At 43.3% G+C, this 25626-nt stretch carries 15 protein-coding genes; 9 read left to right on the top strand and 6 right to left on the bottom strand.

Features of this window, described 5'->3' with window-relative positions; translation table 11 throughout:
- Positions 1 to 18 precede the first annotated feature (18 nt).
- The 7 genes from OLM34_RS00705 to OLM34_RS00675 are packed head-to-tail and all read left to right on the top strand — an operon-like array spanning position 19 to position 13495.
- The gene (locus tag OLM34_RS00705; protein WP_264404509.1) at positions 19 to 3228 is read left to right on the top strand and encodes a SusC/RagA family TonB-linked outer membrane protein; all 3210 of its coding nucleotides are present in this window, start codon (positions 19 to 21) and stop codon (positions 3226 to 3228) included.
- An 11-nt stretch (positions 3229 to 3239) separates the two neighbouring features.
- The gene (locus OLM34_RS00700; RefSeq protein WP_264404508.1) at positions 3240 to 5249 is read left to right on the top strand and encodes a RagB/SusD family nutrient uptake outer membrane protein; all 2010 of its coding nucleotides are present in this window, start codon (positions 3240 to 3242) and stop codon (positions 5247 to 5249) included.
- A gap of 38 nt (positions 5250 to 5287) precedes the next feature.
- Positions 5288 to 6550: a DUF2264 domain-containing protein gene (locus OLM34_RS00695; RefSeq protein WP_264404507.1), complete on the top strand. Its 1263-nt coding sequence runs from the start codon at positions 5288 to 5290 to the stop codon at positions 6548 to 6550.
- A 6-nt stretch (positions 6551 to 6556) separates the two neighbouring features.
- A complete protein-coding gene (locus OLM34_RS00690; RefSeq protein WP_264404505.1) occupies positions 6557 to 8476 on the top strand; it encodes a family 43 glycosylhydrolase in 1920 nt (639 codons plus the stop codon).
- 33 nt (positions 8477 to 8509) lie between these two features.
- A complete protein-coding gene (locus tag OLM34_RS00685) occupies positions 8510 to 9805 on the top strand; it encodes an alpha-l-rhamnosidase (RefSeq protein WP_264404504.1) in 1296 nt (431 codons plus the stop codon).
- A gap of 12 nt (positions 9806 to 9817) precedes the next feature.
- Positions 9818 to 10948, top strand: a complete 1131-nt coding sequence (locus OLM34_RS00680) for a glycoside hydrolase family 88/105 protein (protein WP_264404502.1) — start codon at positions 9818 to 9820, stop codon at positions 10946 to 10948.
- A 42-nt stretch (positions 10949 to 10990) separates the two neighbouring features.
- Entirely contained in the window at positions 10991 to 13495 is a 2505-nt protein-coding gene (locus OLM34_RS00675; RefSeq protein WP_264404500.1) for a glycoside hydrolase family 2 protein, read from the top strand.
- Positions 13496 to 13507: 12 nt separating this feature from the next.
- Here the strand turns inward: OLM34_RS00675 and OLM34_RS00670 are convergent, their stop codons facing one another.
- From OLM34_RS00670 to OLM34_RS00655, 4 genes are all read right to left on the bottom strand, one after another.
- A complete protein-coding gene (locus OLM34_RS00670) occupies positions 13508 to 14224 on the bottom strand; it encodes a LytR/AlgR family response regulator transcription factor (RefSeq protein WP_264404498.1) in 717 nt (238 codons plus the stop codon).
- Entirely contained in the window at positions 14199 to 15311 is a 1113-nt protein-coding gene (locus OLM34_RS00665) for a sensor histidine kinase (protein ID WP_264404496.1), read from the bottom strand. Before OLM34_RS00665 ends, OLM34_RS00670 begins: the two co-directional genes overlap by 26 nt.
- Before the next feature lie 53 nt (positions 15312 to 15364).
- Positions 15365 to 18178, bottom strand: a complete 2814-nt coding sequence (locus OLM34_RS00660; RefSeq protein WP_264404495.1) for an outer membrane beta-barrel protein — start codon at positions 18176 to 18178, stop codon at positions 15365 to 15367.
- A gap of 187 nt (positions 18179 to 18365) precedes the next feature.
- The gene (locus OLM34_RS00655) at positions 18366 to 20594 is read right to left on the bottom strand and encodes a patatin-like phospholipase family protein (protein WP_264404493.1); all 2229 of its coding nucleotides are present in this window, start codon (positions 20592 to 20594) and stop codon (positions 18366 to 18368) included.
- Positions 20595 to 20792: 198 nt separating this feature from the next.
- Between OLM34_RS00655 and OLM34_RS00650 the strand changes: the two genes are divergently transcribed.
- Both OLM34_RS00650 and pncB read left to right on the top strand, forming a co-directional pair.
- Positions 20793 to 21404 carry a hydrolase gene (locus OLM34_RS00650; protein WP_264404492.1) on the top strand — a complete coding sequence of 204 codons (612 nt, stop codon included), beginning with the start codon at positions 20793 to 20795 and terminating at the stop codon, positions 21402 to 21404.
- 16 nt (positions 21405 to 21420) lie between these two features.
- Complete coding sequence (gene pncB, locus OLM34_RS00645; protein WP_264404491.1) at positions 21421 to 22596, top strand: nicotinate phosphoribosyltransferase; 1176 nt, start codon at positions 21421 to 21423, stop codon at positions 22594 to 22596.
- On the opposite strand, the gene OLM34_RS00640 is transcribed toward pncB, so the two are convergent.
- A complete protein-coding gene (locus OLM34_RS00640) occupies positions 22593 to 24356 on the bottom strand; it encodes a M23 family metallopeptidase (protein ID WP_264404489.1) in 1764 nt (587 codons plus the stop codon). The two genes, pncB and OLM34_RS00640, sit on opposite strands and share 4 nt — an antisense overlap.
- Entirely contained in the window at positions 24353 to 25582 is a 1230-nt protein-coding gene (gene coaBC / locus OLM34_RS00635; protein ID WP_264404488.1) for a bifunctional phosphopantothenoylcysteine decarboxylase/phosphopantothenate--cysteine ligase CoaBC, read from the bottom strand. The genes OLM34_RS00640 and coaBC overlap by 4 nt, the downstream gene beginning before the upstream one ends.
- Between the last annotated feature and the right edge of the window lie 44 nt (positions 25583 to 25626).

Raw genomic sequence — 25626 nt, 5'->3', positions numbered from 1 at the left:
ATTTAAAAAATAATAATTATGAAAATGAAAAAAAAGATTTCATTAAGTTTGACAAAAGGGATAGCATTCGTTTTTCTATGGATGATTTCCCTAACAATGTTTGCTCAAGAACTTACCGTTCGAGGTTCGGTAAAAGATACAAAGGGCGAGCCGCTTATCGGGGTTACTGTTCGGGTAAAAGGAACAGCCATTGGAACAGTAACCGACATGAATGGGGTTTTTACGTTGAGCAATGTTCCGACAGATGCGACGCTGGAAATCTCCTATGTGGGTATGAAACCTTTAAGCATTTCGGTGAACGGGAGGACGGCTATAGATGTTGTGATGGAAGAAGAGAGTGAGATGCTGGAAGAGGTGGTTGTAGTAGGATTTGGCACACAGAAAAAAGTGAATTTAACGGGAGCGGTCAGTACGGCAAGTTCAAGAGAGATTGAGTCAAGGCCGGTGGTAAATGTTACACAAGCCTTGCAAGGATTGGTTCCGGGTTTAAATATTTCATCTTCCAATGGAAGTTTGGAGTCAGAACCCAGTATAAACATTAGAGGCGTGACAACAATAGGAGAAGGGTCTACAGGAGATCCATTGATATTAATTGATGGAATAGAAGGTGATTTGAACTCTCTTAATCCGCAAGATATAGAAAGTATTTCTGTATTGAAAGATGCAGCAGCTTCTTCTATCTATGGATCACGAGCTCCATTCGGTGTTATATTAGTTACAACCAAAAAAGGTGAACCAGGTAAGGTAACAATGAGTTATAACAATAATTTTAGATGGGGTTCTCCTGTTTTGAAACCCGATATGATGGATTCTTATACTTTTGCCACTTATTTTAATGATGCTTCTATTAATGCTGGATGGAGTCCACATTTTTCTTCTGAACATTTACAGAGGATTAAAGATTATCAGGAGGGTAAAATAACATATTCTATTATTCCTAATCCAAGTAATCCTCAATATTGGGCAGATGGATATGCTTATGGGAATGATAATGTGGATTGGTATGATGCCATATATAAATCTACAACATATGGTCAAGAACATAATTTTAGTGCGAGTGGAGGAATTAGTGAAAAAACTACTTTTTATACTTCATTTAATTATTTGGATCAAAATGGATTAATGAAATTATCAAAAGATTTTTATGATCGTTATACGGCATCAGGTAAAATCAATTCGGAATTAACCAGTTGGCTGAGATTTGGTTATAATTTTCGTTTTTCTCGTGAAAATTACCAAAGGCCAGCTGCTATGACCGATGATTTGTATTGGGATCTTGCAAGACAAGGTTGGCCAACTTTGCCTTTATATGACCCTAATGGATATTTGTATTCTTCTCCTTCTCCTGCACTTGGGCTGGCAACAGGTGGAAAAGACAAGAGTATAACGGATAATACGTATCATCAGGGTTTTTTGATCTTTGAACCTATAAAGAATTGGATTACCCATATTGATTTAAATTATCGAATAACAACAGCAGAAAGACATTGGGATTCACAAAGAACATATAATCACGATGTTAACGGAAATCCATATGTCTATAAAAGTAGTTCTAATGTCCACGAGGATTATTTCAATGATAATTATTTTAATGTTAATGCATACACGGAATACAGTTTTTCCTTGAGAGAGACACATAATCTAAAATTAATGGCAGGATTTCAGGCTGAGAATTTAGACAGGACAGTATTTGGAGTGCAGCGTGATGGAATAATAGTACCTGAACTACCTGAAGTAGATCTCACTACAGGTCTTGATTATAATGGTAATCCTATAACTCCTTCCGTAAATGGATCTAGAGATTCTTGGAGTACTGCAGGTTATTTTGCAAGAATTAATTATGATTATAGAAATAAATATTTGGCGGAAATTAACTTAAGATATGATGGAACTTCTCGATTTCGTGAAGATCAAAGGTGGAATTTATTTCCTTCTTTTTCGTTAGGATGGAATATGGCCCAAGAAGATTTTTGGGAAGCATTATCACCAATAATTAGCTTGTTTAAATTTAGAGTTTCTTATGGGGAATTAGGGAACCAGAATACGACAAATTGGTATCCTACCTACCAAATTATGCCTGTTCATTCTAATGAAGGAAGTTGGCTTCAAAATGGAACTCGTCCTAATACTGCTTATGTTCCTGCTTTGGTCAGTTCAACGATGGGATGGGAAAAAGTTGAAAACTGGAATATTGGTATCGATTTTGGACTTTTGAGAAACCGGCTGACTGGATCTTTCGATTATTACATTAGACGAACAAAGGACATGATTGGACCAGCACAAGAATTACCAGCTGTTCTTGGTATTGATGTACCTAAAACGAATAATACTGATCTAAAAACTTATGGGTTTGATTTGGAGATAGTTTGGAGGGATCGCTTGAAGAATGGATTAGGTTATAGCGCGAAATTACTCTTATCTGATTCTCAAACAGAAATAACAAAATATCCTAATCCTACAAATACATTAAGTAAGTATTTAGAAGGACGCAAATTGGGAGAAATATGGGGGTATGAGACGATTGGAATAGCAAAAACTGACTCAGAAATACAGGAATATCTAGCTTCTTTGACAAAGGGAGGGCAAAACGCATTGGGTAGTGACTGGAAAGCTGGAGATATTATGTATAGAGATTTGAACGACGATGGGAAAATTGACGATGGTGCTTATACATTGGATGATCATGGAGATTTAAAGGTAATAGGTAACAACACGCCGCGCTATCTTTTCGGAATTGACCTCTCTGCAGATTGGAAAGGTTTCGATTTCAGAGCATTTTTCCAAGGTGTTTTGAAAAGAGATTATTGGCAAGGAAGCTATTATTTTTGGGGTGTAACAGATAACAAATGGTGGTCATGCGGTTTAGTCCCTCATGTGGATTATTTTAGGGATGAAGTATCAAATCATTTAGATGTCAACTTAGATTCATATTACCCACGTCCTATATTTGGAACGAGTAAAAATCAGCAAGTGCAAACGCGTTATTTACAAAATGCTTCTTATATTCGTTTAAAAAACCTACAATTGGGATATACGCTGCCCTTAACTCTAACAGGAAAAGTGAATTTAAGTAAAGTTAGAATATTTGTTTCAGGTGAAAATTTATGGACTGGAACAAAAATAGCTGAAATGTTTGATCCTGAAACAATAAGTGGAGGAGCAGACGAAAATGGGAATGCTTATCCATTATCAAAAGTATTTTCTCTTGGATTAAATATAACACTTTAAATTATTTTCTTATGAAAAATTTGAGTATAATAAAATGTATTTTAAGCATATTCCTTTTAATAGGGAGTTTCGTTTCTTGCGATGACTTTTTGGATAAAATTCCTCAAAGTCAAATTACGCCTGAAAATTATTTAAATGAAGAATCACAATTAGCTGCTTATGCTAATGGCTTATATACCAATATATTACCTTCTCATGCAAATTGGAGCTACGGTACTTTTGGGATAGACCAACATACAGATAATCAGGCATATATAACTTATGATAACCGATATGTTCCTGGCCAATGGAGAGTGGGACAGACGGGAGGTGATTGGTATTTCAATTATATTTACAGTTGTAATTATTTTTTATCAAAGGTCCTTCCAAGATATAATTCAGGGGAGATTAGCGGATCAGAAGTTAATATAAAGCATTATATTGGAGAAATTTATTTTCTTAGAGCGTATGAATATTTTAAGAGATATCAGGAGTTTGGAGATTTCCCTATAATAACAGAACCATTGCCGGATCAATTAGATCCATTGATTGAAGCCAGTAAAAGGAGCCCGAGGAATGAAGTAGCTCGATTCATTTTAAGTGATCTGGATAAGGCAATAGAATTTTTGTCCACGAACATCGATAGTAGGAGAACGAGAATAACAAAAGATGTTGCATTATTACTGAAATCAAGAGTTGCCCTATTTGAAGGTACATGGTTAAAATATTTTAAAGGAACTGCTTTTGTTCCTGATGGCGAAGGATGGCCAGGTAATGAAAAGGATTATAATGCCGATTATACTTATTCTACAGGGAATATCGATAGTGAAATAGATTATTTTTTTCAGCAGTCGATGGATGCGGCAAAACAGGTTGCCGATAAATATATCAATAAGTTAACTGTAAATACTGGAGAAGTTCAGCAATCTGCGTCTGACCCTGTTAATCCTTATATGGATATGTTTGGTTCGGTTGATTTGTCGGGATATGATGAAGTGCTTTTGTGGCGTGAATATAGCAAGGGGCTTGGTATTACCCATTGTGTTGTTGTTGCTGCACAATTTGGAGATTACGGTGTTGGGGTCACGAGAGGTTTGGTCGAGAGCTTTTTGATGAAAAATGGTTTGCCTATATATGCCAACAACAGTGGATACAAAGGGGATGACAATATAGCTAATGTTAGAAAAGATAGGGATCCCCGATTATCGCTCTTTTTAAAGGAACCCGGACAAAAAAATATCATTTATGAATCGACAGAAGGTGATCATGCAGTTCCTATTGAACCAGTACCTAATATTACAGCTGCATCAGCAGAAAAAGCTTATAGTACAGGATATGCATTGCGAAAGGGTGGTTCATTTTATCAGAATCAGTGTGGAAACGGACAGTCTTATACAGGCTCAATTACTTTTAGAGCCGTTGAAGCTTTGTTAAATTATATTGAAGCTTGCTATGAAAAAAGCGGAACCATTGATTCTAAAGCTGATGAATATTGGAGAGCAATTCGTACTCGAGCCGGAGTGGATCCCGATTATAGCAAGACTATCACTGCAACAGATATGAGCAAAGAAGCACTCAACGATTGGGGGGCTTATTCAAAAGGGATTTTACTAAACCCGACTTTATACAACATTAGAAGGGAACGCCGCAATGAGCTTATGGCAGAAGGGCTTAGATATATGGATTTGCGACGTTGGAGAGCGATGGATCAGATGATTGATAATCCTTATCATGTCGAAGGAATAAAAATTTGGGGAGAGATGCAGGATTGGTATAAGAATGAAGATGGTACTTCACAATTGATTTATGGAACAGATGAAGCAAACGTTTCTTCTCCTGAAAGGAGTGTGTTTTTAAGACCTTATGAAAAAGTTCGAAGCTCGTTGGTGTATGACGGATATAGATGGGCTATGGCTCATTATTTACAACCAATAGCTATTCAGCATTTTCTTATAACTTCAACAGACGGAAAAACAATATCATCATCACCAATATATCAAAACCCTGGTTGGCCTACAGTTGCGGGGCAGGGGGCGCAATAATTTCAATAATTTTGATGAGGATAATTAATAGTTAACGAATGTTTAGACGTAAATTTATTAAGGCGATGGGAATGACGGCAGCAGCAGGTATGCTGCCGTCATATGCTCATGCCGCAAATGAAGGTGAGGAGAAGATTTTTTCAACGCATGTTCCCGGATCGGATCGTGAATATTTGTGGAAATTGCTCGCCGATATGGCGACACCGGTGCTGGAAAGCATGTCGAAAGGCGAACTTCACAAGAAAATGCAGGTTGAGGTGAGCCCCACATGGGATGGCCGGGATAAGAGGGTAGCTTACCTGGAGTGTTTCGGTCGGCTGATGGATGGCCTTGCTCCGTGGTTGACATTGCCCGATGACGATTCCGAGGAAGGGAAAGTCCGAAAAAAGCTACGCGAACAAGCCTTAATGAGCTATGTTCATGCGGTGGATCCGAAAAGTCCCGATTATTTGCTTTGGAGAAAAGAAGGACAGCCGCTGGTGGATTCGGCTTTCTTTTCGAGTGCGCTGCTAAGGGCACCGAAACACTTGTGGGAACCGCTGGACAAAACCACAAAAGAGCGAATCGTGACAGAATTGAAATTGTTACGTCGCGTGAAACCGCCTTATTCAAACTGGTTGCTTTTTGCAGCTATGAATGAGGCTTTTTTGTTGTCGGTGGGCGAAGATTACGATCCGATGCGTGTGGATTTGGCGGTAAAGAAAATTAACGAATGGTATGTTGGTGACGGTTGGTATGCTGATGGGGAGAGGTTTCATTTTGATTATTACAATTCGTTTGTGATTCAACCTATGTTACTGAAGGTGACCGAAGTGATGGTTGAGGCAAATCGAATGGAGAAAGCAATTTATGAGCAGGCATTGAGAAGGATACAGCGGTATTGTGAACACTTGGAGCGTCTTGTTTCGCCTGAGGGAACGTTTCCGCCTATCGGCCGATCGTTGACCTATCGTACCGGTGCTTTTCAGCCGCTGGCGCTACTTGCTTTGCGGAAGCAATTGCCCGATAAACTGACGGAAGGGCAGGTGAGAGCTGCGTTGGTTGCTGTGCATCAACGTATTTTCAACAATCCTTCCAATTTCAACGAAGATGGTTTTCTGACGATCGGTTTTGCCGGACATCAGCCTGAATTGGGTGACAGCTACAGCAACAATGGAAGCATGTATCTTACTTCGGAAAGTTTTTTACCGTTAGGTTTGCCCGCCAACGATAGTTTTTGGACTGCGAAGACTGAAGATTGGACAGCGAAAAAGGCTTACAGAAACGACAAATTCAACAAAGATTATCCCGTAAATTACTAGAAGAAAATGAAAAAAGAGATATTGAAGTTCCCGATAAGTGTCTTGCTGTGTACGTGTATTTTTTTATCTTTTTCAATAAGCCTTGTCGCACAGGAATATACATTGGTATGGAGCGATGAGTTTGACGAAAACGGGAAACCGAATTCCGAATATTGGCGTTTCGAAAATGGGTTTGTGCGTAATCAGGAATTGCAATGGTATCAGGATGATAATGCGTATTGTAAAGACGGGGTACTGATTATTGAAGGGAGGCGTGAAAATAAACCCAATCCTCTTTATGTAAAGGCCAGCCATACCGATTGGAGAAGGTCGCGGCCGTTTATCGAATATACTTCCTCTTCGTTGAAAACAGCAGGTAAAAAGGAGTTTTTGTATGGGCGTTTTGAAATACGGGCAAGAATACCATTGGAAAGCGGTTCGTGGCCGGCCATTTGGACGTTGGGTACAACGATGGAGTGGCCTTCGTGTGGCGAAATCGACATCATGGAATATTACCGGATAAACAACGACCCTCATCTTCTTGCCAATGTGGCATGGGGAACGGATGAGCGGTTTAAGGCGGAGTGGAGAACCCAAGCTATTCCCTTTCGTCATTTTCTTGAGAAAAACAGCAATTGGGGAAAAGAATTTCATGTCTGGAGGATGGATTGGGATGAAAATTCCATTAAATTGTATCTTGATGACGAATTGTTGAATGAAGTGTCGTTGAACGAAACCGTAAACGGTGCATGGGGCAATTATACCCATCCGTTTAAGCAACCCCATTATTTGTTGTTGAATTTGGCGTTGGGAGCCAATGGAGGTGAGCCTGATGTGTCCGCTTTTCCGATGAAATACGAAATCGATTATGTGAGGGTCTATCAGAAGAAAGAGCACGTGGTTCGTCCGGGCAGGCTTTGGTTGGACGACCGGGGCGAGCATATCAATGCCCATGGTGGGGGCATGCTTTATCATGAGGGTATCTATTACTGGTTTGGTGAGCACAAGAGCGAAAACAGTAATGCGGCGCAGGTCGGGATCAATTGTTATTCTTCCAATGATTTGGTTAATTGGAAATACGAGGGAGTGGTGTTGCCGGTTTCGGATGATCCGACGAGCGATATTGCCAAAGGATGTGTAATGGAACGTCCGAAAGTGATTTACAACAAAAAAACCGGCAAGTTTGTGATGTGGTTTCATTTGGAGTTGAAAGGACAGGGATATAAGGCTGCACGCTCGGCATTGGCTATAAGCGATGAAGTGACAGGGCCGTATATCTTTGTTCTTTCCGAACGTATCAATAAAGGTTTTTTTCCGTTCGACATGCCGGTGGATATTCGAAAATTGCAATTCGACCCCGAGAAATATTCGACTTGGTGGACTCCGTCGTGGTATAAAGCGGTGGAGAACGGGCTGTTTTTGAAGAGAGATCTTGAGGAAGGACAAATGGCCAGAGATATGACCCTGTTTGTGGATGATGATGGAAAGGCCTATCATATTTATGCTTCAGAAGAAAATCTCACCTTGCACATTGCGGAACTTACGGATGATTATACCGGTCATACCGGAAAATATATTCGCGTGGCGCCGGGAGGACACAACGAAGCGCCAACCATTTTTAAAAGAAAAGGCAACTACTGGATGATTACATCGGGTTGCACGGGTTGGGAACCCAATGCAGCGAGGTTGTTTTCTGCTCCATCGATATGGGGACCGTGGAAGCAGCATGTCAATCCGTGCCGAGGAGAAAAATCGGAAATTACTTTCGGAGGGCAGGGTACTTTTGTACAGCAGGTTTACGGCAAGAAAGATGCATATGTTTTCATGGGGGATATGTGGAGGCCGAAATTTCCTATCGATGGACGGTACATGTGGTTGCCGATAAAGTTTGAAAAGGATATTCCTTACCTGGAATGGATGGATGAGTGGGATTTGGATTTTTTGTAATTATTCGTGTCAATTTACTTATAAAAGGATTTAATGCGACGTACTCTTCTTTTTTTGTTTTTGTTTTTGATCGGCGTGACCGGATATCCTCAAAAGTTGGTTCCTACAGGAAAACAGGGATACAGTCAAACTTCTGTTAATACAGCAATTTTTCGTAAAAATTCGATCGTTACCCATAATGGTATTCAATATATTGCTTTTTATGATGAAAACGGGTATTTAACATTGGGGAAGAGAGAACTTGGGAGTACCCAATGGACATTTTATCTTTCGCAGTATAAAGGCAACTGCAAGGATGCGCATAACGTGATCAGTATCATGGTGGATAGCGAGGGTTTTTTGCATGTGGCTTTTAATCATCACGGAAGTTCGCTAAACTATTGTAGAAGTCTCAGACCGGGATCATTGATACTGGGGAATAAGGAAATGATGGTAGGAAGAGATGAAACAGAAGTGACTTATCCCGAATTTTATCGGCTGACGAATGGCGATTTGATCTTTGTTTACCGATCGGGTGGCTCAGGTCGGGGAAACCTGATTGTGAACCGGTACGATGTGAAGACAAAAAAATGGCATCGGGTGCAGGATGTGTTGATCGACGGAGAAAATGAGCGGAATGCCTATTGGCAATTGTATGTGGATAATGCCAACACGATTCATCTCTCATGGGTATGGCGCGAGACGCCGGATGTGGCCACCAATCACGATTTGTGTTATGCGCGATCGCGCGATGGCGGTGCGACGTGGGAAAAATCGGATGGAGAAAAATACCGGCTTCCCATTACTGCCGAGAATGCTGAGTACGTATGGTATATTCCGCAAGACAGCGAGCTGATCAATCAGACCGGCATGTATGCCGATGAGAACGGCAATCCCTATATAGCTACCTATTGGCGCGATCGAGAAAGTACCGTTCCGCAATATCGCCTGGTTTGGTTCGATGGAGAAACATGGCATATGCAGCAGGTTTCCAAGCGCAAAACGCCTTTTACGTTGAAGGGAGGGGGAACCAAGAGAATTCCCATATCGCGACCTCAACTTGTTATTGATAATGAGCGCGGAAAGAATAACCTCTATTATATTTTCAGGGATGAGGAACGGGGAGATAAAGTTTCATTGGCATCGACACGGGATCTTGAAAAGGGGATTTGGAAAATGCGGGATTTGACCGATTTTTCGGTTGGTGCCTGGGAACCGACCTATGATACGGAATTGTGGAGAGAAGAACATAAGCTGCATCTATTTGTACAACATACTGACCAGGGAGATGGTGAAAAGACCGGCTTATTGTCACCCCAACCTGTATATATTTTAGAAGCAGAAAAATAAAAGCAATGCAATATGAGAAGATTAAGTGTTACAATTTCGACTTTATTTTTCATTTTTTTATCCACTTATGGTCAATCCCAAGCGGAAGCGGATGAAGTGTTGAAAATCATTTGGAAAGTTAATGATTATTGGCAAAAAAACCATTTGCCTAAGGTGAATACTTTTTGGGATAATGCCGCTTATCATACAGGAAACATGGAAGCTTATTTTTTGACGAAAAACCCGCCTTATCTCGATTATTCTTTGAGATGGGCCGAATACAACGAATGGAAGGGGGCCAAATCGGACGATAAAGAGGCATGGAAATATACCTATGGAGAAACGGACGAATATGTGCTTTTTGGTGATCATCAGGTGTGTTTTCAGACCTATGTCGATCTCTATCGGATAGATCCGAAACCGTATAAAATTGCACGAGCTCGTGAGGTGATGGAATATCAGATGAGTACAAACAGGCGAGATTACTGGTGGTGGGCTGACGGTTTGTATATGGTGATGCCGGTGATGACCAAGTTGCATGTGGTTACCGGTAATCCGCTTTATCCGGAAAAATTATACGAATATTGGAGTTATGCCGACAGCCTGATGTATGATAAAGAAGAAAAATTGTATTACCGTGATGCCAAATATGTGTACCCGAAGCATAAAACGGTTAACGGGAAAAAAGATTTTTGGTCGCGTGGTAACGGTTGGGTTTTTGCTGCTTTTGCCAGGGTCTTGCGGGATTTGCCAAAGACCGACCCACATCGCGCTGTGTATATCGAACGGTTTCGGTCGATGGCTGAAGCATTGGCTGCTTGCCAACAGCCTCAAGGGTATTGGACACGCAGTTTGCTTGATCCCGAACATGCACCGGGACCGGAAACGAGTGGTACAGCTTTTTTTGCGTACGCTTTTTTGTGGGGAATGAATAATGGTTATTTGGATATGGGAAAATATGAACCTGTAATAAAAAAATCGTGGGATTATCTGCAGAATACGGCGCTTCAGCCCGATGGAAGAGTAGGGTATGTGCAACCGATTGGAGAAAAAGCAATTCCGGGTCAGGTGGTTGATGCCCATTCGACAGCCAATTTCGGTGTCGGAGCTTTTCTCTTGGCATCTTGTGAGATGGTGCGTTACTTGCAAAGCAAAAATAAATAAACAAGTTAAGGAATATACAAAACACAAAATAATAGGAACCAAATGATAAAAATCAAACATTTCTTTTTTCTCTCTTTTTTGTTTTTATATGTTGGAAACTCTGCTGCTCAATGTGGATTTGGCAAAGCCGAGAAAATGAATGAAAATTGGAAATTTATTTTGAAGGATCTTCCTGCAGCGAAAGAAGAGAATTTTAATGACAACGGATGGCAGAGGGTCGAGTTGCCGCACGACTGGAGCATTCGCCAGCCATTAAGTCCTACTCATGCCAGTTGTATGGGGTATCTTCCCGGAGGAATCGGATGGTACCGCAAAAGCATGACTATTCCTGCCGAGAAGTCGGGTGAGAAAGTTTATCTCTATTTCGAAGGCATTTACAACCGAAGTGAGGTGTACCTTAACGGTCACCTGCTGGGTAAACGCCCAAACGGTTACATTTCTTTTTTGTATGATGCTACCCCTTATATTAAATATGGTCAGGAAAATGTGGTTGCGGTATGGGTAGATCACAGTCGCGCGGCCGACTCGAGATGGTACACCGGTTCGGGTATCTACCGCAACGTGTGGTTGATTTATGCAAATCCTGTACATATTGCACAATGGGGTGTGTATGCTTATCCTTCGGAATCTAATGTTAAAAAAGGAATTTTACAAGTCGAAATTGAGGTGACCAACGGAAGAGAAAATAAGGAGAATTTAACGGTCGTGAACGAACTGTTTGACAGTCAGGGTAAAATCGTGACCGTACGGAAGAACAACTTATCGATTGCCGCAGGTGAAAATTCAACGCTTTCAATTGCTCTCTCCGTTTCAAAACCTCATTTATGGAGCATTGACCGACCGTATTTGTATACGCTTAAGACAACACTTCTGAGAAATGGCGAAGAAATCGATTCTTCGGTTACTAAAACAGGTTTTCGAAGTTATACTTTCGATCCGGATAAGGGGTTTGCGCTTAATGGAGAGTGGATGAAAGTGAAAGGCGTATGTCTGCATCACGACGCCGGCGTGTTGGGAGCAGCAGTTCCCAAGGACGTTTGGCGGCAGCGTTTGTTAAGGCTCAAAGAGATCGGCTGTAATGCCATACGCACCAGTCATAATCCGCAGTCTCCCGATTTATACGATTTATGTGATGAAATGGGATTTTTGGTGATGGATGAAGCTTTTGACGAATGGGAATTTCCCAAACGCAAATGGATCGAAGGATGGAATGTGGGCACTCCGGGATTTGACGGATCGTATGATTTTTTTGAGGAATGGGGTGAACGCGATTTGGCCGATATGGTGCTTCGTGATCGGAATCATATTTCTATTTTTGCCTGGAGTATCGGTAATGAAGTCGATTATCCCAACGATCCGTATTCGCATCCTGTTCTTGACGGAGGTGCCGATACCGGTTTCACCCAGCCGATTTTCGGCGGATACAAAAAAGATGCACCCGATGCTCGGCGATTGGGTGAGATTGCCAAACGGTTGGTTAAAGTGGTAAAAAGATATGATGGCTCGCGTCCTACTACTGCCGGTTTGGCGGGTGTGGCCATGTCGAATGAAACCGAATATCCTTTTGTTTTGGACATAACGGGGTACAATTATACGGAAAGCAGGTATGATGTCGATCACAAAAAATATCCCGACAGAGTGATATTCGGCAGTGAAAACCGACACGATATGAGTGCATGGAAAGCAGTCCGCGACAAGGAGTTCATTTTCGGTCAATTCCTATGGACCGGGATCGATTATCTGGGTGAATCAGGACCTTGGCCTTCACGGGGATTTTATTCCGGATTGATCGATTTTGGAGGGTCTATCAAACCAAGAGGATATTTCCGTCAATCGCTTTGGTCGGATAAGCCGATGGCTTATCTGGGCACCTATCCTACTCCCGGTAAAGGTGGAAAAAATCGGCTGATTGACGTTTGGTCTCAGCTTGAAGCAGAGAAAAACGCAGATTTTGTAGAGAAAACGCCATCGATGGATGCTTGGCCGATCTGGAATTATGAGGAAGGGCAAATCATACGGGTGGTATGTTATACCAATGCCGCAAAGGCCAAACTGATGCTTAACGACAGGGAGATCGGCGCGGTGCAAGATTATAACGATGAAACGGGTATTATCTATTGGGATATCCCTTATGAACCCGGTATGTTGAAAGTTATTGGTTTGGATACCAATAATAACGAAATAAGCACTTACGAGATCCGCACTTCGAAAAGGCCTCATGCTCTTAAAATTATAAAGGATGAGCAGCGTGTGGATCGGGAAGAAGGCATTGCCCGAATTATTCTTCAAGTGGTTGACGAAGATGGTTTTCCGGTGATGATTTCGGATGATGAGATTACGTGTCATCTTTCCGGAAATGCGCGTTTGTTAGGGATGGAAGCAAGCAACAATACGGATATGAGCGATTATACCGATAACAAGCATCGTGTATTTCATGGAAGGATAGTGGCTTACATCAAATATGAAGGTGCTGATCCCGGAGAAATTAAAGCAAGGTTTACCGCACCTTGGTTGATTCCGGCAGAAACAACGGTTGAATTCAGGTGACGAGGGGAGAAATCAGCCTTTGCCGATCTCATCCATGAGATTTTGTCGGTAGGTTTCGCCGATGGATATTTCATGGCCGGCAATGGTGATACGGTTTTTGTTGATGTTCTCGATTTTGTTTTTTTGTACGATATACGAACGGTGCACCCGCAGAAACCGGTCGGAGGGCAAGGTGTCTTCCATGTTTTTTAAGCTCATGAGGGTGATGATGGGGCGTGTCTCGTTTTTTACGTAGATTTTAATGTAATCTTTCAACCCTTCGATGTAGAGAATGTCGTCGAAGAGTACTTGAACCAGCTTGTATTCCGATTTTACGAACAGGCCGGTTCTTTCTTTTTCTTTTTCTTCGCTTTGAGCTGCTTTTTTGGCCATGTCGAACCAATTCAGTGCTTTTTTTGCAGAAGCGAGGAAGTCGGCATACGAAATGGGTTTCAATAAATAATCGAGTGCATTCACTTTGTAGCCTTCGACCGCATATTCGCTGAAAGCGGTGGTAAAAATAATCCGTGTTTGGGGGTTGATAAGTTGTGAGAATTCGAGGCCGTCCAGTTCAGGCATCTGGATATCGAGAAAGATGACATCGACCGCTTGATTTTCGAGGTCATGCATGGCTGTCAACGCACTCGAATATTTCCCCGTGAGTTTGAGAAACGGGGTTTTTTGCACGTACGATTCCAACAGGTCGAGTGCAAGAGGTTCGTCGTCAATGATCCAGCAGCTGAGTATCATTTTCGTTTTCTTTTTTCGTGTCGATAATCAGGGTGGTAGAATAGGTGTTGTTCGAAATGCGTTTATCCCAGATGTATCGGCCGGGATAGAGCAGATCCAACCGTTTATGCATGTGTGTCAACCCGATTCCTTTTCCGCTTTTGTCGGATTCGTTTTTGGGGAAGTAGCTGTTTTCGCAGGAAAACTGCACAATCCCGTTGGGGTTCTCTGACAGGCTGATGCGAATGAACGAGGGCTTGTTGCCGCTGATGCCGTGTTTAAACGCATTTTCGATGAGCGAAATAAATATCAACGGTGCAATACGGGTGTCGCTGTCGGGTTGTAAATCGAATTGCGTTGTCAGCTCAACGTTGTCCGGAAGCCGTATACGCATCAAGTCGATGTAATTCCGCATGAAGTCCACCTCCTGAGACAAAGGTACAAAAGTTTGGTTGTTGTCGTATAAAATATGCCTCAATAATTTGCTCAAATCGTGTATGGCTTGTTGTGCCCGAACAGGATTGAATTCCACAAGGGCATAAATGTTGTTGAGCGTGTTGAGCAGAAAATGAGGATTGATTTGGTTTTTGAGGTTTTGCAGCTCGGCTTCCGTTTTTGCTTTTTCGAGCTCTTTGCGTTCATTGTCGAGCTGTACCCAGTGAATACTCATTTTAATGGCAACGCTCAGTCCTGCAACCAACGTAAGCGAAAACATATTGCTGAGGATGAAGGGAAGGAGCGGAGGCGATTTTCTTCTTCGGCGCAGCGGACGGCCGTCGAGGTTGAGGCTGTTGATGAATTCGTGGGAAAAGTGCATGAGGAAGGCCAGTCCGATGATCAGCAGGAGATTGATGATAATGAATTCTTTGGTTTTACGCCGAAAAAGGAATTTATCGATGAGATAGAGATAATTGACATAGAAAACCGTCATGAAGCACAACAGGGCAGAGGTAGATCGCCAGAAGTTGGACCAGCTGAAAACGTTTCTTCTGTCGAAGAAAAACAACGGGAGACCAAAGACAATGAACCACACCAAAATATGGATAAATATGTTGTCTACGGAACGTTTGGAATCTTTCTTGGTGATCAAATTTTTCTCATTTATCATATTTTCTAAAACGATCGTTAGTATTATGCTCGAAGCATAAAGGATGATTTATTTTAAAACATACCCGGTCCGCCATCAGGACCATGTCCCCTGCCGGGTCCACCACCCGGACCCCTTCCCGGTATCATGTCGGCTTGTGTTGCACCATTTTTAAAGAGGTTGAAGCGATAGACAAAGTGGAACATGAAGTAGGAGGTAAGGGTGTTGGTGGTTGTATCCCGAATATAGTTGGAGGTGACACTTCGACTGATGTTGCTGCGTTGCTGCAGGATATCGTATATCTTAAAACGCAGGGTGCCGTTTTTTTGTTTGAAGAGCTGTTTTTGCAATGAGGCATTCCAAAGCCACTCCTCTTGCTCAAAACCGCCGGAATAACCCGAATTGGTATAGTACGATATATCGCTCTCGATAGAAAAATCGTAGGGCAGATAGATGGTGGTGTTGGCCGATGCGTTATAATTGAAGTATTCCTGATCCTGTTGACCTTCCAAACTGTTTCTGACGTTGTTGTAACTGATGTTGCCGCGGATGCCGAAATCGATAATATCCGAACGGTAGTTCAGTCCCAAAGTTTGTGCAAGATTGGTGCGTCGGCTTACATTTGTTTCGTTGTTCGAAAAACCGTTAGAGAGGGTATAACCGGCAGAACTCATGGAAAAAACGGAAAACTTGATGTTTCGGAGCGGCAGATTCAGCATGAGTCGGCCATTGGCGTTCCAGTTACCGTCAACATTCCGGTAGGTAGTTTCTTTTCGCCCGGTTTCAAGATCGGTAAAGGTGGAAGAGACGATATCGTTGAATGTATATCCGCCATTACCGAAAAAAGTTATGGAGCTGTTTTTTTCGGGTACAAAATTCATGTAACGGATGTTTAACTGATGGTTAAAGGCAGGCTTCAAGTCCGGATTTCCGTAAGTGATGTTCAGCGGATCAGAAATATCCACAACCGGTGACAGTTGGGTTACCGAAGGCTGACTCGTACGGCCGAAGTAACGGATGCGCAGGTTGTTCTGTCGACTCCAGCGGTAATTGAATTGTGCCGAAGGGGCATAATTGACCACATTTTGACCGAGATCGTGTATTTTCTCCTCGCCTTTAAACGTTTTGCTCTTTGAGCTCGAAGGTTGTATACTCAATCCGAGGGTATAATCGTATTTTTCTCGTTGTGCCTTGAAGTTGAGCTCGATTTCCTGATTCACAAAATTGTTTTCGAGCCTTTTGCTGTAGGCCGAGTCGAGAACCGTGTAATTGCCTGCGGCATCTTTAGATCGGGTGTCTTTGTCGGATTTCGACAGGTTTTGTTGGTAGCGGTAGGCCAGTTGGACGAAGTTGTTTCTTCCAATAGGCTCGACATATGAAATATACCCTTGCCAGTTTTTGCTGTTGTTGGTATTGGTGAATTTCTGATCGATGATATCGTCGGGTTTTGTGCCGTGATAGAACGTGTTTGAAAGATTGTTTCCCTTGTTTTCGGAATCGTTGATTCCGCCCCTGAGTTGGATGCTGAGGATGCGTCCTTCTTTTCCCAGTTCGCGGCTGGCATCCAGACGTGCACCGATATTTTTTCCGTTTCCTTCGGAGAAATATTCCGAATCGCCGCTGTTGATGGTATCGTTGGTTTCGTTACGGGTGAGAAAGTCGCCCGTTTCGGTGCGCCGGTTATCGTATATTCCCGCATTGGGACGGAAAATGATGCGCGTTAGCGTATCCGGAGTCCATTCCAGACGAAAATCCATATTGAAATTTTGGCTTTTGTTGTTGGATGCATCGTTTTCGTCTTCAAAAGTATTTCCGCCGCTCAACAAGTTTTGGGTGTAGGTTTTTGATAGGAGATCGTTGTTGGTCGATCCGAAACGCAAGTTGCCGCCGAGTTTGAGCTTTTCGGAAAATTGGGTGTTGAAATTGAACCCTCCCATTCCTGAAGTGGTTACACCGCTTTGACCACCAAACATACCCCGCATTCCGCGGCCTCCCATGCCGCTAAACATGCTTGTGGCCAAATCGGAAAATCCGGCATTGTTGGTATTGTTAAGTCCGCCGATAAAGGTATATTGGTTTTTGTTCTTCATGTAATTGACCATTGCATTGGCTTCATAACGGTCTTTACTTCCATAACCGGCAAAAGCATTACCCATCAATCCCTCTTTCATGCCCGGGCGTACCACGAGGTTGATGACGGTTTCCTCGTCATCGTCGTCGAAGCCGGTCATTTGTGCCATTTCGGATCTCCTGTCCAATACTTGCAGCCTTTCTACCATTTTGGCCGGCAGGTTTTTGGAAGCTACTTTGGGGTCGTCGCTGAAAAATTCTTCTCCGTCGACCAGTATTTTTTTTATCTCACGACCATTCACGGTGATTTTTCCGTCTTTGTCCACTTCGACGCCGGGCATTTTTTTCAGTAAATCTTCCACAACCGCACTTTCGGTAACTTTGTAGGAGTCGGCATTGAATTCCAGTGTATCGCCCTTGACTCGAATTTCGGGTGCTTTTGCTGCAATAACTACTTCGGAAAGGACAATTTGAGAAGGATAAAAAAGAAGGGTACCCAATTGGACCGCGGGAGCGGAGGCACTTACCTGAACATTTTTATAAATGTCTTTGTATCCGAGAAAAGAAATGTGAACAATGTAGGATCCGTATTTAACGGGAATGGAAAAAGTGCCGTCGTTTTTGCTTGCCTGACCGGTGACGAACGTACTGTCTTTCTGTTGCAAAATGCGGATATTGGCCAAGGCAACCGGCTCTTTGGTAGTTTGATCGATAAGTTTGCCCGAGATGGTTCCCGTGCCCGATGATGAGGGTGTTTGTGCCTTTATCGGCATAACGGCGGCAAACAAAACAAGGATGAGATAAAATATCTTTTTCATTTTTTTGGTGTAATAAATAAATTCTCGTTTACTTACAAGATCAAAATTAGGTTTATCTCTTTACACCTCCAAACAAAATAGATTAACCCGTGTTTTTTCTCGACGAACCCCCCTTTTTAACCGGATATATCCGTAACTATTCGTTCACACAGGGATACACACTTCGAAAAAAACGTGGGGAAGGAAGCTAAAAATAATGTCCGATTCCTACGTAAGCATGGGTTTTTTTGGATAGTCCCGAATACCCGACTTCCACCGATAGCGGTCCGACGACAGTGAGGTAGGAATAGCCGAGGTTGATGCCCGGGAAATAGGAACCATTGAAAATTTTCAATACCTTATCGTTGTGAACTGCAACATGGAGATTAGTGTAGAGGTATTGAGTGGGCGTTAATTGATAGCGGATATCGGCTTGTGCTTTAAGTACGGAATTTTTCAGGATTTCCATACCTCCCGATCCCGGTAGGGCGATTTGTTGGGGAAAATAATGTCCGTCAAATTTTCCACCAACGAAATTGCTGTATATCAATGGTATGCTGTCGGGGGCGTGAAGAAGTGCTCTTCCGGAAATTTCGGGGGTAAGATTGAGTTTGTCGGTAATTTTGATGGGTTTGAAAAATCGCAGGTTGATAGCGTTCAACGGCAAATCGTGGTTCATTTGGTAAAAATTATCGGTGTGAAGGGTATAGCGGAACGAAAAATATTGTCCGGAGGTTGGGAAGTAGCTCTTGTCGAGGTTGTCGTACACACCTTCAAGGAAATAATTGACATAAAGCTTATTGTTTAGACCGATGCGTTGGAAATCGGTATGATTGGCAAGCGTGGAGAAGAAATAGAAATTGTCGAAATTGAGACCAAAATGGAGCTTGACGTTACTGAAATAAAATTCGGAGAAGTTGAGGTTGAGTGAATTTAGGGTGACGCCGAAACTGTAACTGCGTTTTCCGCGGTCGAAGATATTGATCTCGTTACGGCTCAATTTATAGGAAATGCCACCGCGGTAAAAGATGCCGTGGTTGATATAATAGTCGGCAACGAAATAGGGGTTTTTACTGAGGCGGGTAGTGATATTGATGACCGAGTTTAGCGATGAAGCCGGCCTGATTGTGGTGTTGGCCAAGATCGCTGCTATATCGTCAGTATCGAATCGCAAGCCAAGGTTCAGGGTTTTGAAATCCTTTTTTTCGACCTCAAAAACCAGACGAAACGGTGAATCTCCTTTGAGTTGATAGAGTACACGTGTAAACATGCCGGTTGCATAGATTTGTGATGTCAATGTCTCGAGGTCTTTACGGGTGATTTTGTTGTCTTTGAGCCGGATTCTTTTCAGCATTTCCACACTTTCTTTAGGCGAAAGACCTATGAATTGGATGCTTTCAATTTCCAGAGAATCCATTTCGATATACGGATTTACGATGGTTTGTCTGAGAGAGTCGGATTCGGTGATGCCCAATGACGTTTTCAGCGCCATCAACTCGTCCCATTTTTCGCGTGCTGCTTTTTCGCCACGCAAGATGATCGTGTCGATGGCATTTTTTTCGAAATTCAACATTCCGTACGGATGGGTATCGGCTGTAATCAAAATATCGGTGTTTCGAATGTTCTCTTCCTCTTTTTGTTTGTCCAAGAAATTGCTTAGTCCGGAAATCACTTCCACAAGTGATTCCTTATTCTTTTCCTTACCGTTCTTATCGGGCAAAATGGTTACGCCAATGATCACATCCGCCCCCATCTCTTTTACCAAATCTGCCGGATAGTTGTTGACGATGCCCCCATCGATGAGGAGCATGCTATCTATTTCGACGGGGGCAAACATACCGGGGATGGCCATGCTTGCCCGTATGGCTTGTGCCAGCACTCCCTCTCTGAGGGCTACCTCTTTACCCGTTCGAATATCGGCCGCTATGCAGCCAAAAGGAATAGGTAGATCGTCGAAATCCATGTAGTCTTGATATCCGATAGTTAAATTCAAAAACAAACTGTAGAGATTTTGGCCCATGATCATTCCTGTGGGAAGACTCAATTTGCCGGATCTTTTTTTGAATTCTACCCGGTAGGGCAAGGAAACAAGATAGCGTTCAGAAGCATCTTTCAATTGTGGGGGCAGGTTTTCGCGAGCCGTGTTGTCGCTTAGGAGGAAGAGCCAATCTTGCGTTCTCGAAATTGAGTCGAGTTTATTGGCATCATATCCCACGGCATAAAGTCCGCCAACAATGGCTCCCATACTGGTTCCTGCGATGTAGTCGATGGGAATACCGGCTTCTTCGAGTACTTTAAGTGCGCCGATGTGAGCAAATCCTTTGGCGCCACCCCCTTTAAGCACTACGCCCACTTTTTTTCGGGGTTGGTTTTGTGCTATAGCTATCGTAAATATCAAAAAAAAGAGGACAGTAAGAGAGAGCGGCTTCCTTTGCATATTTTTGTTACACCTTTCATTGATTGTGCGTATATTTCGGCAAAATTAGTCAAAATACTGCGCAAAGAAGCGATTGAGATGTTAAATAAGTTGATTTTAAAAGTGATGAGGAAATAAAGCGGTTTATTTTTTTGTGAAAAAACATTTTTTAATAATTTCGTACCTGCAAAATTATTTTTTAGAAAAAGATATATCATCATGGAAGTATTAAAACATTTACCTGAAACTGATTCAGGGCGACGAAATCCGGGAATTACCCGTGAGGAAGCCTTTGCCATGTTGCAGCAATATAACAAAGAGCCCTTTCATATTCAGCACGGCGAAACGATGGAAGAGGTGATGCGGCATTTTGCCCGTATCTTGGGATATGGCGAGGAGGAAGAGTTTTGGGGATTGGTAGGTTTATTGCATGATTTGGATTTTGAGGCGTTTCCTGATGAGCATTGCATAAAGGTGCGCGAAATAATGGGAACAGCGGGGATAAATCCCGAAATCGTGCGGGCAGTGGTTTCGCATGCCTATGGTTTTACCCAGAACGATGTGCCACCGGAACATGAGATGGAGAAAGTGTTGTATGCAACCGATGAACTGACCGGTTTAATCGGTGCTGCCATTCTGATGCGCCCGAGCAAAAGTACACTGGATTTGACTACATCGTCGCTGAAAAAGAAATTCAAAGACAAAAAATTTGCAGCAGGTTGTTCCCGTGAGGTTATTCAAAAAGGAGCGGAGATGTTGGGATGGGATTTGGAATATCTGATGGAAGAAACCATTAAAGCAATGCAGGAAAAAGAGAGAAACGATAATTAAAATAGAAAAAGAGAAAATGGGCATAATTAAAAGTATATTGGATACGGATTTGTATAAGCTGACTACAAGCTATGCGTATTCCAAATTGTTTCCGCGCGCGTATGGTGAGTTTGAATTTGTGGATAGGTACAATGGTGATTATCCTGACGGTTTTGATGCGTTGCTGCGCGAGGAGCTGCATGAGATGTCGAAGCTGCATTTAACAAAAGAAGAGGAGGAATTCCTGCGTGAAAATATCCCTTACCTTCCGCCTTTTTATATCAATTATCTGAAAGGACTTCGATTTGATCCTTCGGAAGTGGAGATTACGATGGAAAATCACAAACTGCACATCAAGGCATCGGGGTTGCTCTATCGGATTACGTTGTGGGAAACGCCTATTTTGGCGACCGTTTCGGAGCTGTATTTCAGGGAAACCGGACAAAAACCCGATATGGCCTATATGGAGCAGGCGGCTATCGAAAAAGCCGCGAAAATGAAGGAAAACAACATTGTGTTTTCGTTGTTCGGCATGAGGCGCAGGTTCAGTTTCGATGTGGAAGATCGGGTTACCGAGTTACTGAAACAATATGCGGGGAAAAGTTTTTTCGGCACCAGCAATGTGTATATGGCTTATAAACATCATATTCATGTGGCGGGGACGCATCCGCACGAGTGGGTGCAGTTTCATGGATCGGTGTATGGTTACAAGATGGCAAATTTCATGTCGATGGAAGATTGGATTAATGTATTTGACGGTGATTTGGGTACGGTTCTTACGGATACCTATACGAGCGACGTATTTTTCAGGAATTTCAGCAGAAAACATGCGGCCTTGTTTACCAGCCTGCGACAGGATAGCGGCAATCCGTTCGTTTTTGTGGATAAGGCGATAAAAAGGTATGAGGAGCTCAGGATAGATCCTAAGATGAAGTATATTGTTTTTTCGGATAGTTTGGATGTGAACAAGGCCATTGAAATAAAAAACTATTGTGGCGATCGTATCGGGGCTACGTTTGGTATCGGCACTAATTTAACCGCCGATGTGGGGAACAACATCAAAGGAATGAATATCGTGATGAAACTTTTCCGATGCAAGATGACGGCATCCGACAAATGGCAGGAGTGTGTCAAACTTTCGGATTCGGAGGGCAAACACACGGGGAGCGAGAAGGAAATCCGGTTGGCAATGGAAACCTTGGGACTGATCTAATACACAAATTCGTACCGGTAAACGGCGGTGTTTCCAACAGCATCTGTTGCCGTAACGACCAATTGGTGTTTTTGGCCGCGGGTTAACCGCTTATCGTCGAAAACACAGGTGTAATAGCGGGATTTCACGTCGTGCGAGAAGAGGACAAACTTGCCGTCGATTTCGCCCCTGAACGAGTGGATGCCGCTTTTATCGTCGGTTACCGCGATGCGGATACGACGGTTTGCCACCCATTTTTCGGGTGTTTGGGGTGTAATTTTGGGAGCGAGGGTGTCGAGGTCGATGACGAATTTTTGTCCCAATTCGTTAATAGTGGTTTCCACTCCGCTGTTTTTATATTTTCCGCCCATCCAGCTTGTCCTTCCGTTTTGGTTGATTTTTACGATACCGTATTTTGGTCGGTATTCGGGAATGTCGGTGTTGGTTTTAATCCACAGTGTGGCGTTTTCGTGTAGCGGAACAGGCGAAAGGTTCACCTGGTGAATATCGGAAAGGTAGTTGGTGGATGGTGTTGCATAATGGGCGAAACAACAATTGTCGTAGAAATTTCCCGCAGGGATGTGTAGCGAAAAATTGACATCGACAACAGTGTTGTCCGTATTCCATACCATGAAACGGGTGCATTTTTCCGCTTGCGGAACGGGTTGCGGCATCCCTTTAATCACGAAAGGGTAGATGAGGGTGTTGCCGTAATAATCTTCGAGTTCGTAACGCAGATGGTAATCGCGTTCTTCACGAATGTCGATGAAGCCGTTGTTAACCGTTTCGTAAAAGGGGAGGGTGTTCCCGGGTTCGACAAACGACTTCATGAAGTAGGAATTTCGATTGCGGACTTCTTCGAAATCGATATGGGAATTCAGCATGCGCGTTTTGGAAAAGGGGAAGCGGTTGATGGTGCTTCGGAAAACAGGTTTTTCGTCGACGACCAACCGTACGTGTTTGATGCCGTATATGTTGCTTTGTCCGTCCATGCGGTCGTAGGCTTTTACTCCCACGCCGATGCGCCCCCAGGCGTAAATTGGTTGTGTTGGGGGGAGGGGGACGCCGGATTTGTTTTTGGTTATGGTTAAGCGGAGGGGATTGCTGCTGCCGTTGACAACGCCTTTGCCTTTGACCGGATAAAAGGCGATGCCGCGGATATCGGGCTTTCGGGTGTCAACTACTGAGTTGCCGAAAAAATCCAGTACATCCAGTGGTTCTTGCGTGCGGGTGTCGCGGATCTCGAAATGCAGATGCGGACCACCCGATGATCCGGTATTGCCGCTCAAGGCAATTTGTTCCCCTTTTTTTACGGGAAGTTCATCGGGAGCAGGGAATACCTGGATGCGGAAACGTTCGAGTTCGTATTGTTTATGTTCGGCATACTCGGCTATTTTGGGAGAAAAGGCGTTTAAATGTCCGTAAACCGTGGTGTGACCGTCGGGGTGATCGATGTACAACGCATGCCCGAAACCTCCGGGAGAAATGCTGATGCGCGAGATATAACCATCGGCAACAGCATAAACGGGTTGGTTGGCGCTACCGTTGGTTTTGATGTCGATACCCGAATGAAAATGGCTGTCTCTCAGCTCTCCGAAATTGGCACTTAGTCGGAGATTAATTTTTAGCGGGGGAGTGTAGTTTTGCGCAAAAGCTACAGCGGCATGGTCTTGCGCATCAGTCAGTGAGGGATAGTCCTGCGCATCAGACGATAAGGTTAGGAATTTACCAAAGAGAAAGAAAAGGGAAAAGAAAAAGAGAAAAGGAATCCGTTTTTTCATGAGCCCGTCTCCTTTTTTTCTTCGAAAAAGGGTATTAAGGTATGTTCGATGATGTCGTTGGCAACTTCTTTTTTGGTTTTTAATCCGAACGTTTTTTTCTCCCCGTTGCGTGAGAGGATGGTGATTTTGTTGGTGTCATAACCAAATCCTGCTCCTTCGTCTTTTAGCGAGTTCAGAATGATGTAATCCATGTTTTTTTTCTCCAACTTTTTTTGTGCGTTTTCTTCTTCGTCGGTCGTTTCCAACGCAAAACCGATAAGCAGCTGACCGGGTTTTTTCATTTTGCCCAGTGCGGCGGCGATGTCGGGATTGGGTATAAGCGTGATTGAAATGTTCTTCCCTTCGGTACGTTTCATTTTTTCGTCGGCCGTATGTTCAGGCCGATAATCGGCAACCGCTGCCGACAGGATGGCGGCATCCATCCGGGGGAAGATGTCTATAGCCGCTTCGTACATTTCGTTGGCCGATTCCACTTTTATGAGGCGGATGCCGGGGTGTGTAACCGACAAGGCCGTGGGTCCGGAAATGAGCGTAACCTCGGCTCCGCGAGCTGCACATTCTTCGGCGATGGCATAGCCCATTTTTCCGGTAGAAAAATTACCGATGAAGCGTACGGGGTCAATTCGTTCGTAGGTAGGACCTGCGGTTATGAGGATTTTTTTTCCGAGGAGGATATCGCGTTGCGTAAAGAAATTTTCGAGAATAGCGACTATGTTTTCGGGTTCTTCCATGCGACCTTTGCCTTCGAGATGGCTGGCAAGTTCGCCTACGGTCGGTTCGATAATGTGTACGTTATCCGATTTCAGCAGCTGCAGATTACGTTGCGTGACGGGATGTCGATACATGTCGAGATCCATGGCCGGTGCAACAAAGACCGGAGCTTTCATGGAAAGGTAAGTGGTAACCAGCATGTTGTCGGCTATGCCGTTTGCCATTTTTCCGATGGTGGATGCAGTGGCGGGAGCCACAATCATAGCATCGGCCCAAAGACCGAGGTCGACATGACTGTGCCACGTGCCGTCTGCTGAAGCAAAAAATTCGCTGATCACCGGCTTGCCGGATAATGCCGAAAGAGTGACAGGTGTGATGAATGCTTTTCCTGCGGGGGTGATCACAATTTGTACCTCGGCTCCTTTTTTTATGAGTAGGCGTGTAAGAACGGCGGCTTTGTATGCGGCAATGCTGCCGGTGATTCCCAAAACGATATGTTTACCGTGTAATGTCATCGTCTTTTGATTAGAGTTACAAACATAAATAAAAAAGCCGAGAT

It is taken from the genome of Anaerorudis cellulosivorans (assembly GCF_025943985.1).
In the GTDB taxonomy this organism is placed as follows: domain Bacteria; phylum Bacteroidota; class Bacteroidia; order Bacteroidales; family Dysgonomonadaceae; genus Anaerorudis; species Anaerorudis cellulosivorans.
The sequence above is the reverse complement of the archived record's forward strand: the minus strand, read 5'-3'. Positions and strand labels throughout refer to the sequence as shown.

Coding starts and splice junctions, on each gene's coding strand:
- OLM34_RS00700 (WP_264404508.1), top strand. CDS start 3,240: ATGAAAAATTTGAGTATAATAAAATGTATTTTAAGCATATTCCTTTTA.
- coaBC (WP_264404488.1), bottom strand. CDS start 25,582: ATGACATTACACGGTAAACATATCGTTTTGGGAATCACCGGCAGCATT.
- OLM34_RS00685 (WP_264404504.1), top strand. CDS start 8,510: ATGCGACGTACTCTTCTTTTTTTGTTTTTGTTTTTGATCGGCGTGACC.
- OLM34_RS00650 (WP_264404492.1), top strand. CDS start 20,793: ATGGAAGTATTAAAACATTTACCTGAAACTGATTCAGGGCGACGAAAT.
- OLM34_RS00695 (WP_264404507.1), top strand. CDS start 5,288: ATGTTTAGACGTAAATTTATTAAGGCGATGGGAATGACGGCAGCAGCA.
- OLM34_RS00660 (WP_264404495.1), bottom strand. CDS start 18,178: ATGAAAAAGATATTTTATCTCATCCTTGTTTTGTTTGCCGCCGTTATG.
- OLM34_RS00665 (WP_264404496.1), bottom strand. CDS start 15,311: ATGATAAATGAGAAAAATTTGATCACCAAGAAAGATTCCAAACGTTCC.
- OLM34_RS00705 (WP_264404509.1), top strand. CDS start 19: ATGAAAATGAAAAAAAAGATTTCATTAAGTTTGACAAAAGGGATAGCA.
- pncB (WP_264404491.1), top strand. CDS start 21,421: ATGGGCATAATTAAAAGTATATTGGATACGGATTTGTATAAGCTGACT.
- OLM34_RS00690 (WP_264404505.1), top strand. CDS start 6,557: ATGAAAAAAGAGATATTGAAGTTCCCGATAAGTGTCTTGCTGTGTACG.
- OLM34_RS00640 (WP_264404489.1), bottom strand. CDS start 24,356: ATGAAAAAACGGATTCCTTTTCTCTTTTTCTTTTCCCTTTTCTTTCTC.
- OLM34_RS00680 (WP_264404502.1), top strand. CDS start 9,818: ATGAGAAGATTAAGTGTTACAATTTCGACTTTATTTTTCATTTTTTTA.
- OLM34_RS00655 (WP_264404493.1), bottom strand. CDS start 20,594: ATGCAAAGGAAGCCGCTCTCTCTTACTGTCCTCTTTTTTTTGATATTT.
- OLM34_RS00670 (WP_264404498.1), bottom strand. CDS start 14,224: ATGATACTCAGCTGCTGGATCATTGACGACGAACCTCTTGCACTCGAC.
- OLM34_RS00675 (WP_264404500.1), top strand. CDS start 10,991: ATGATAAAAATCAAACATTTCTTTTTTCTCTCTTTTTTGTTTTTATAT.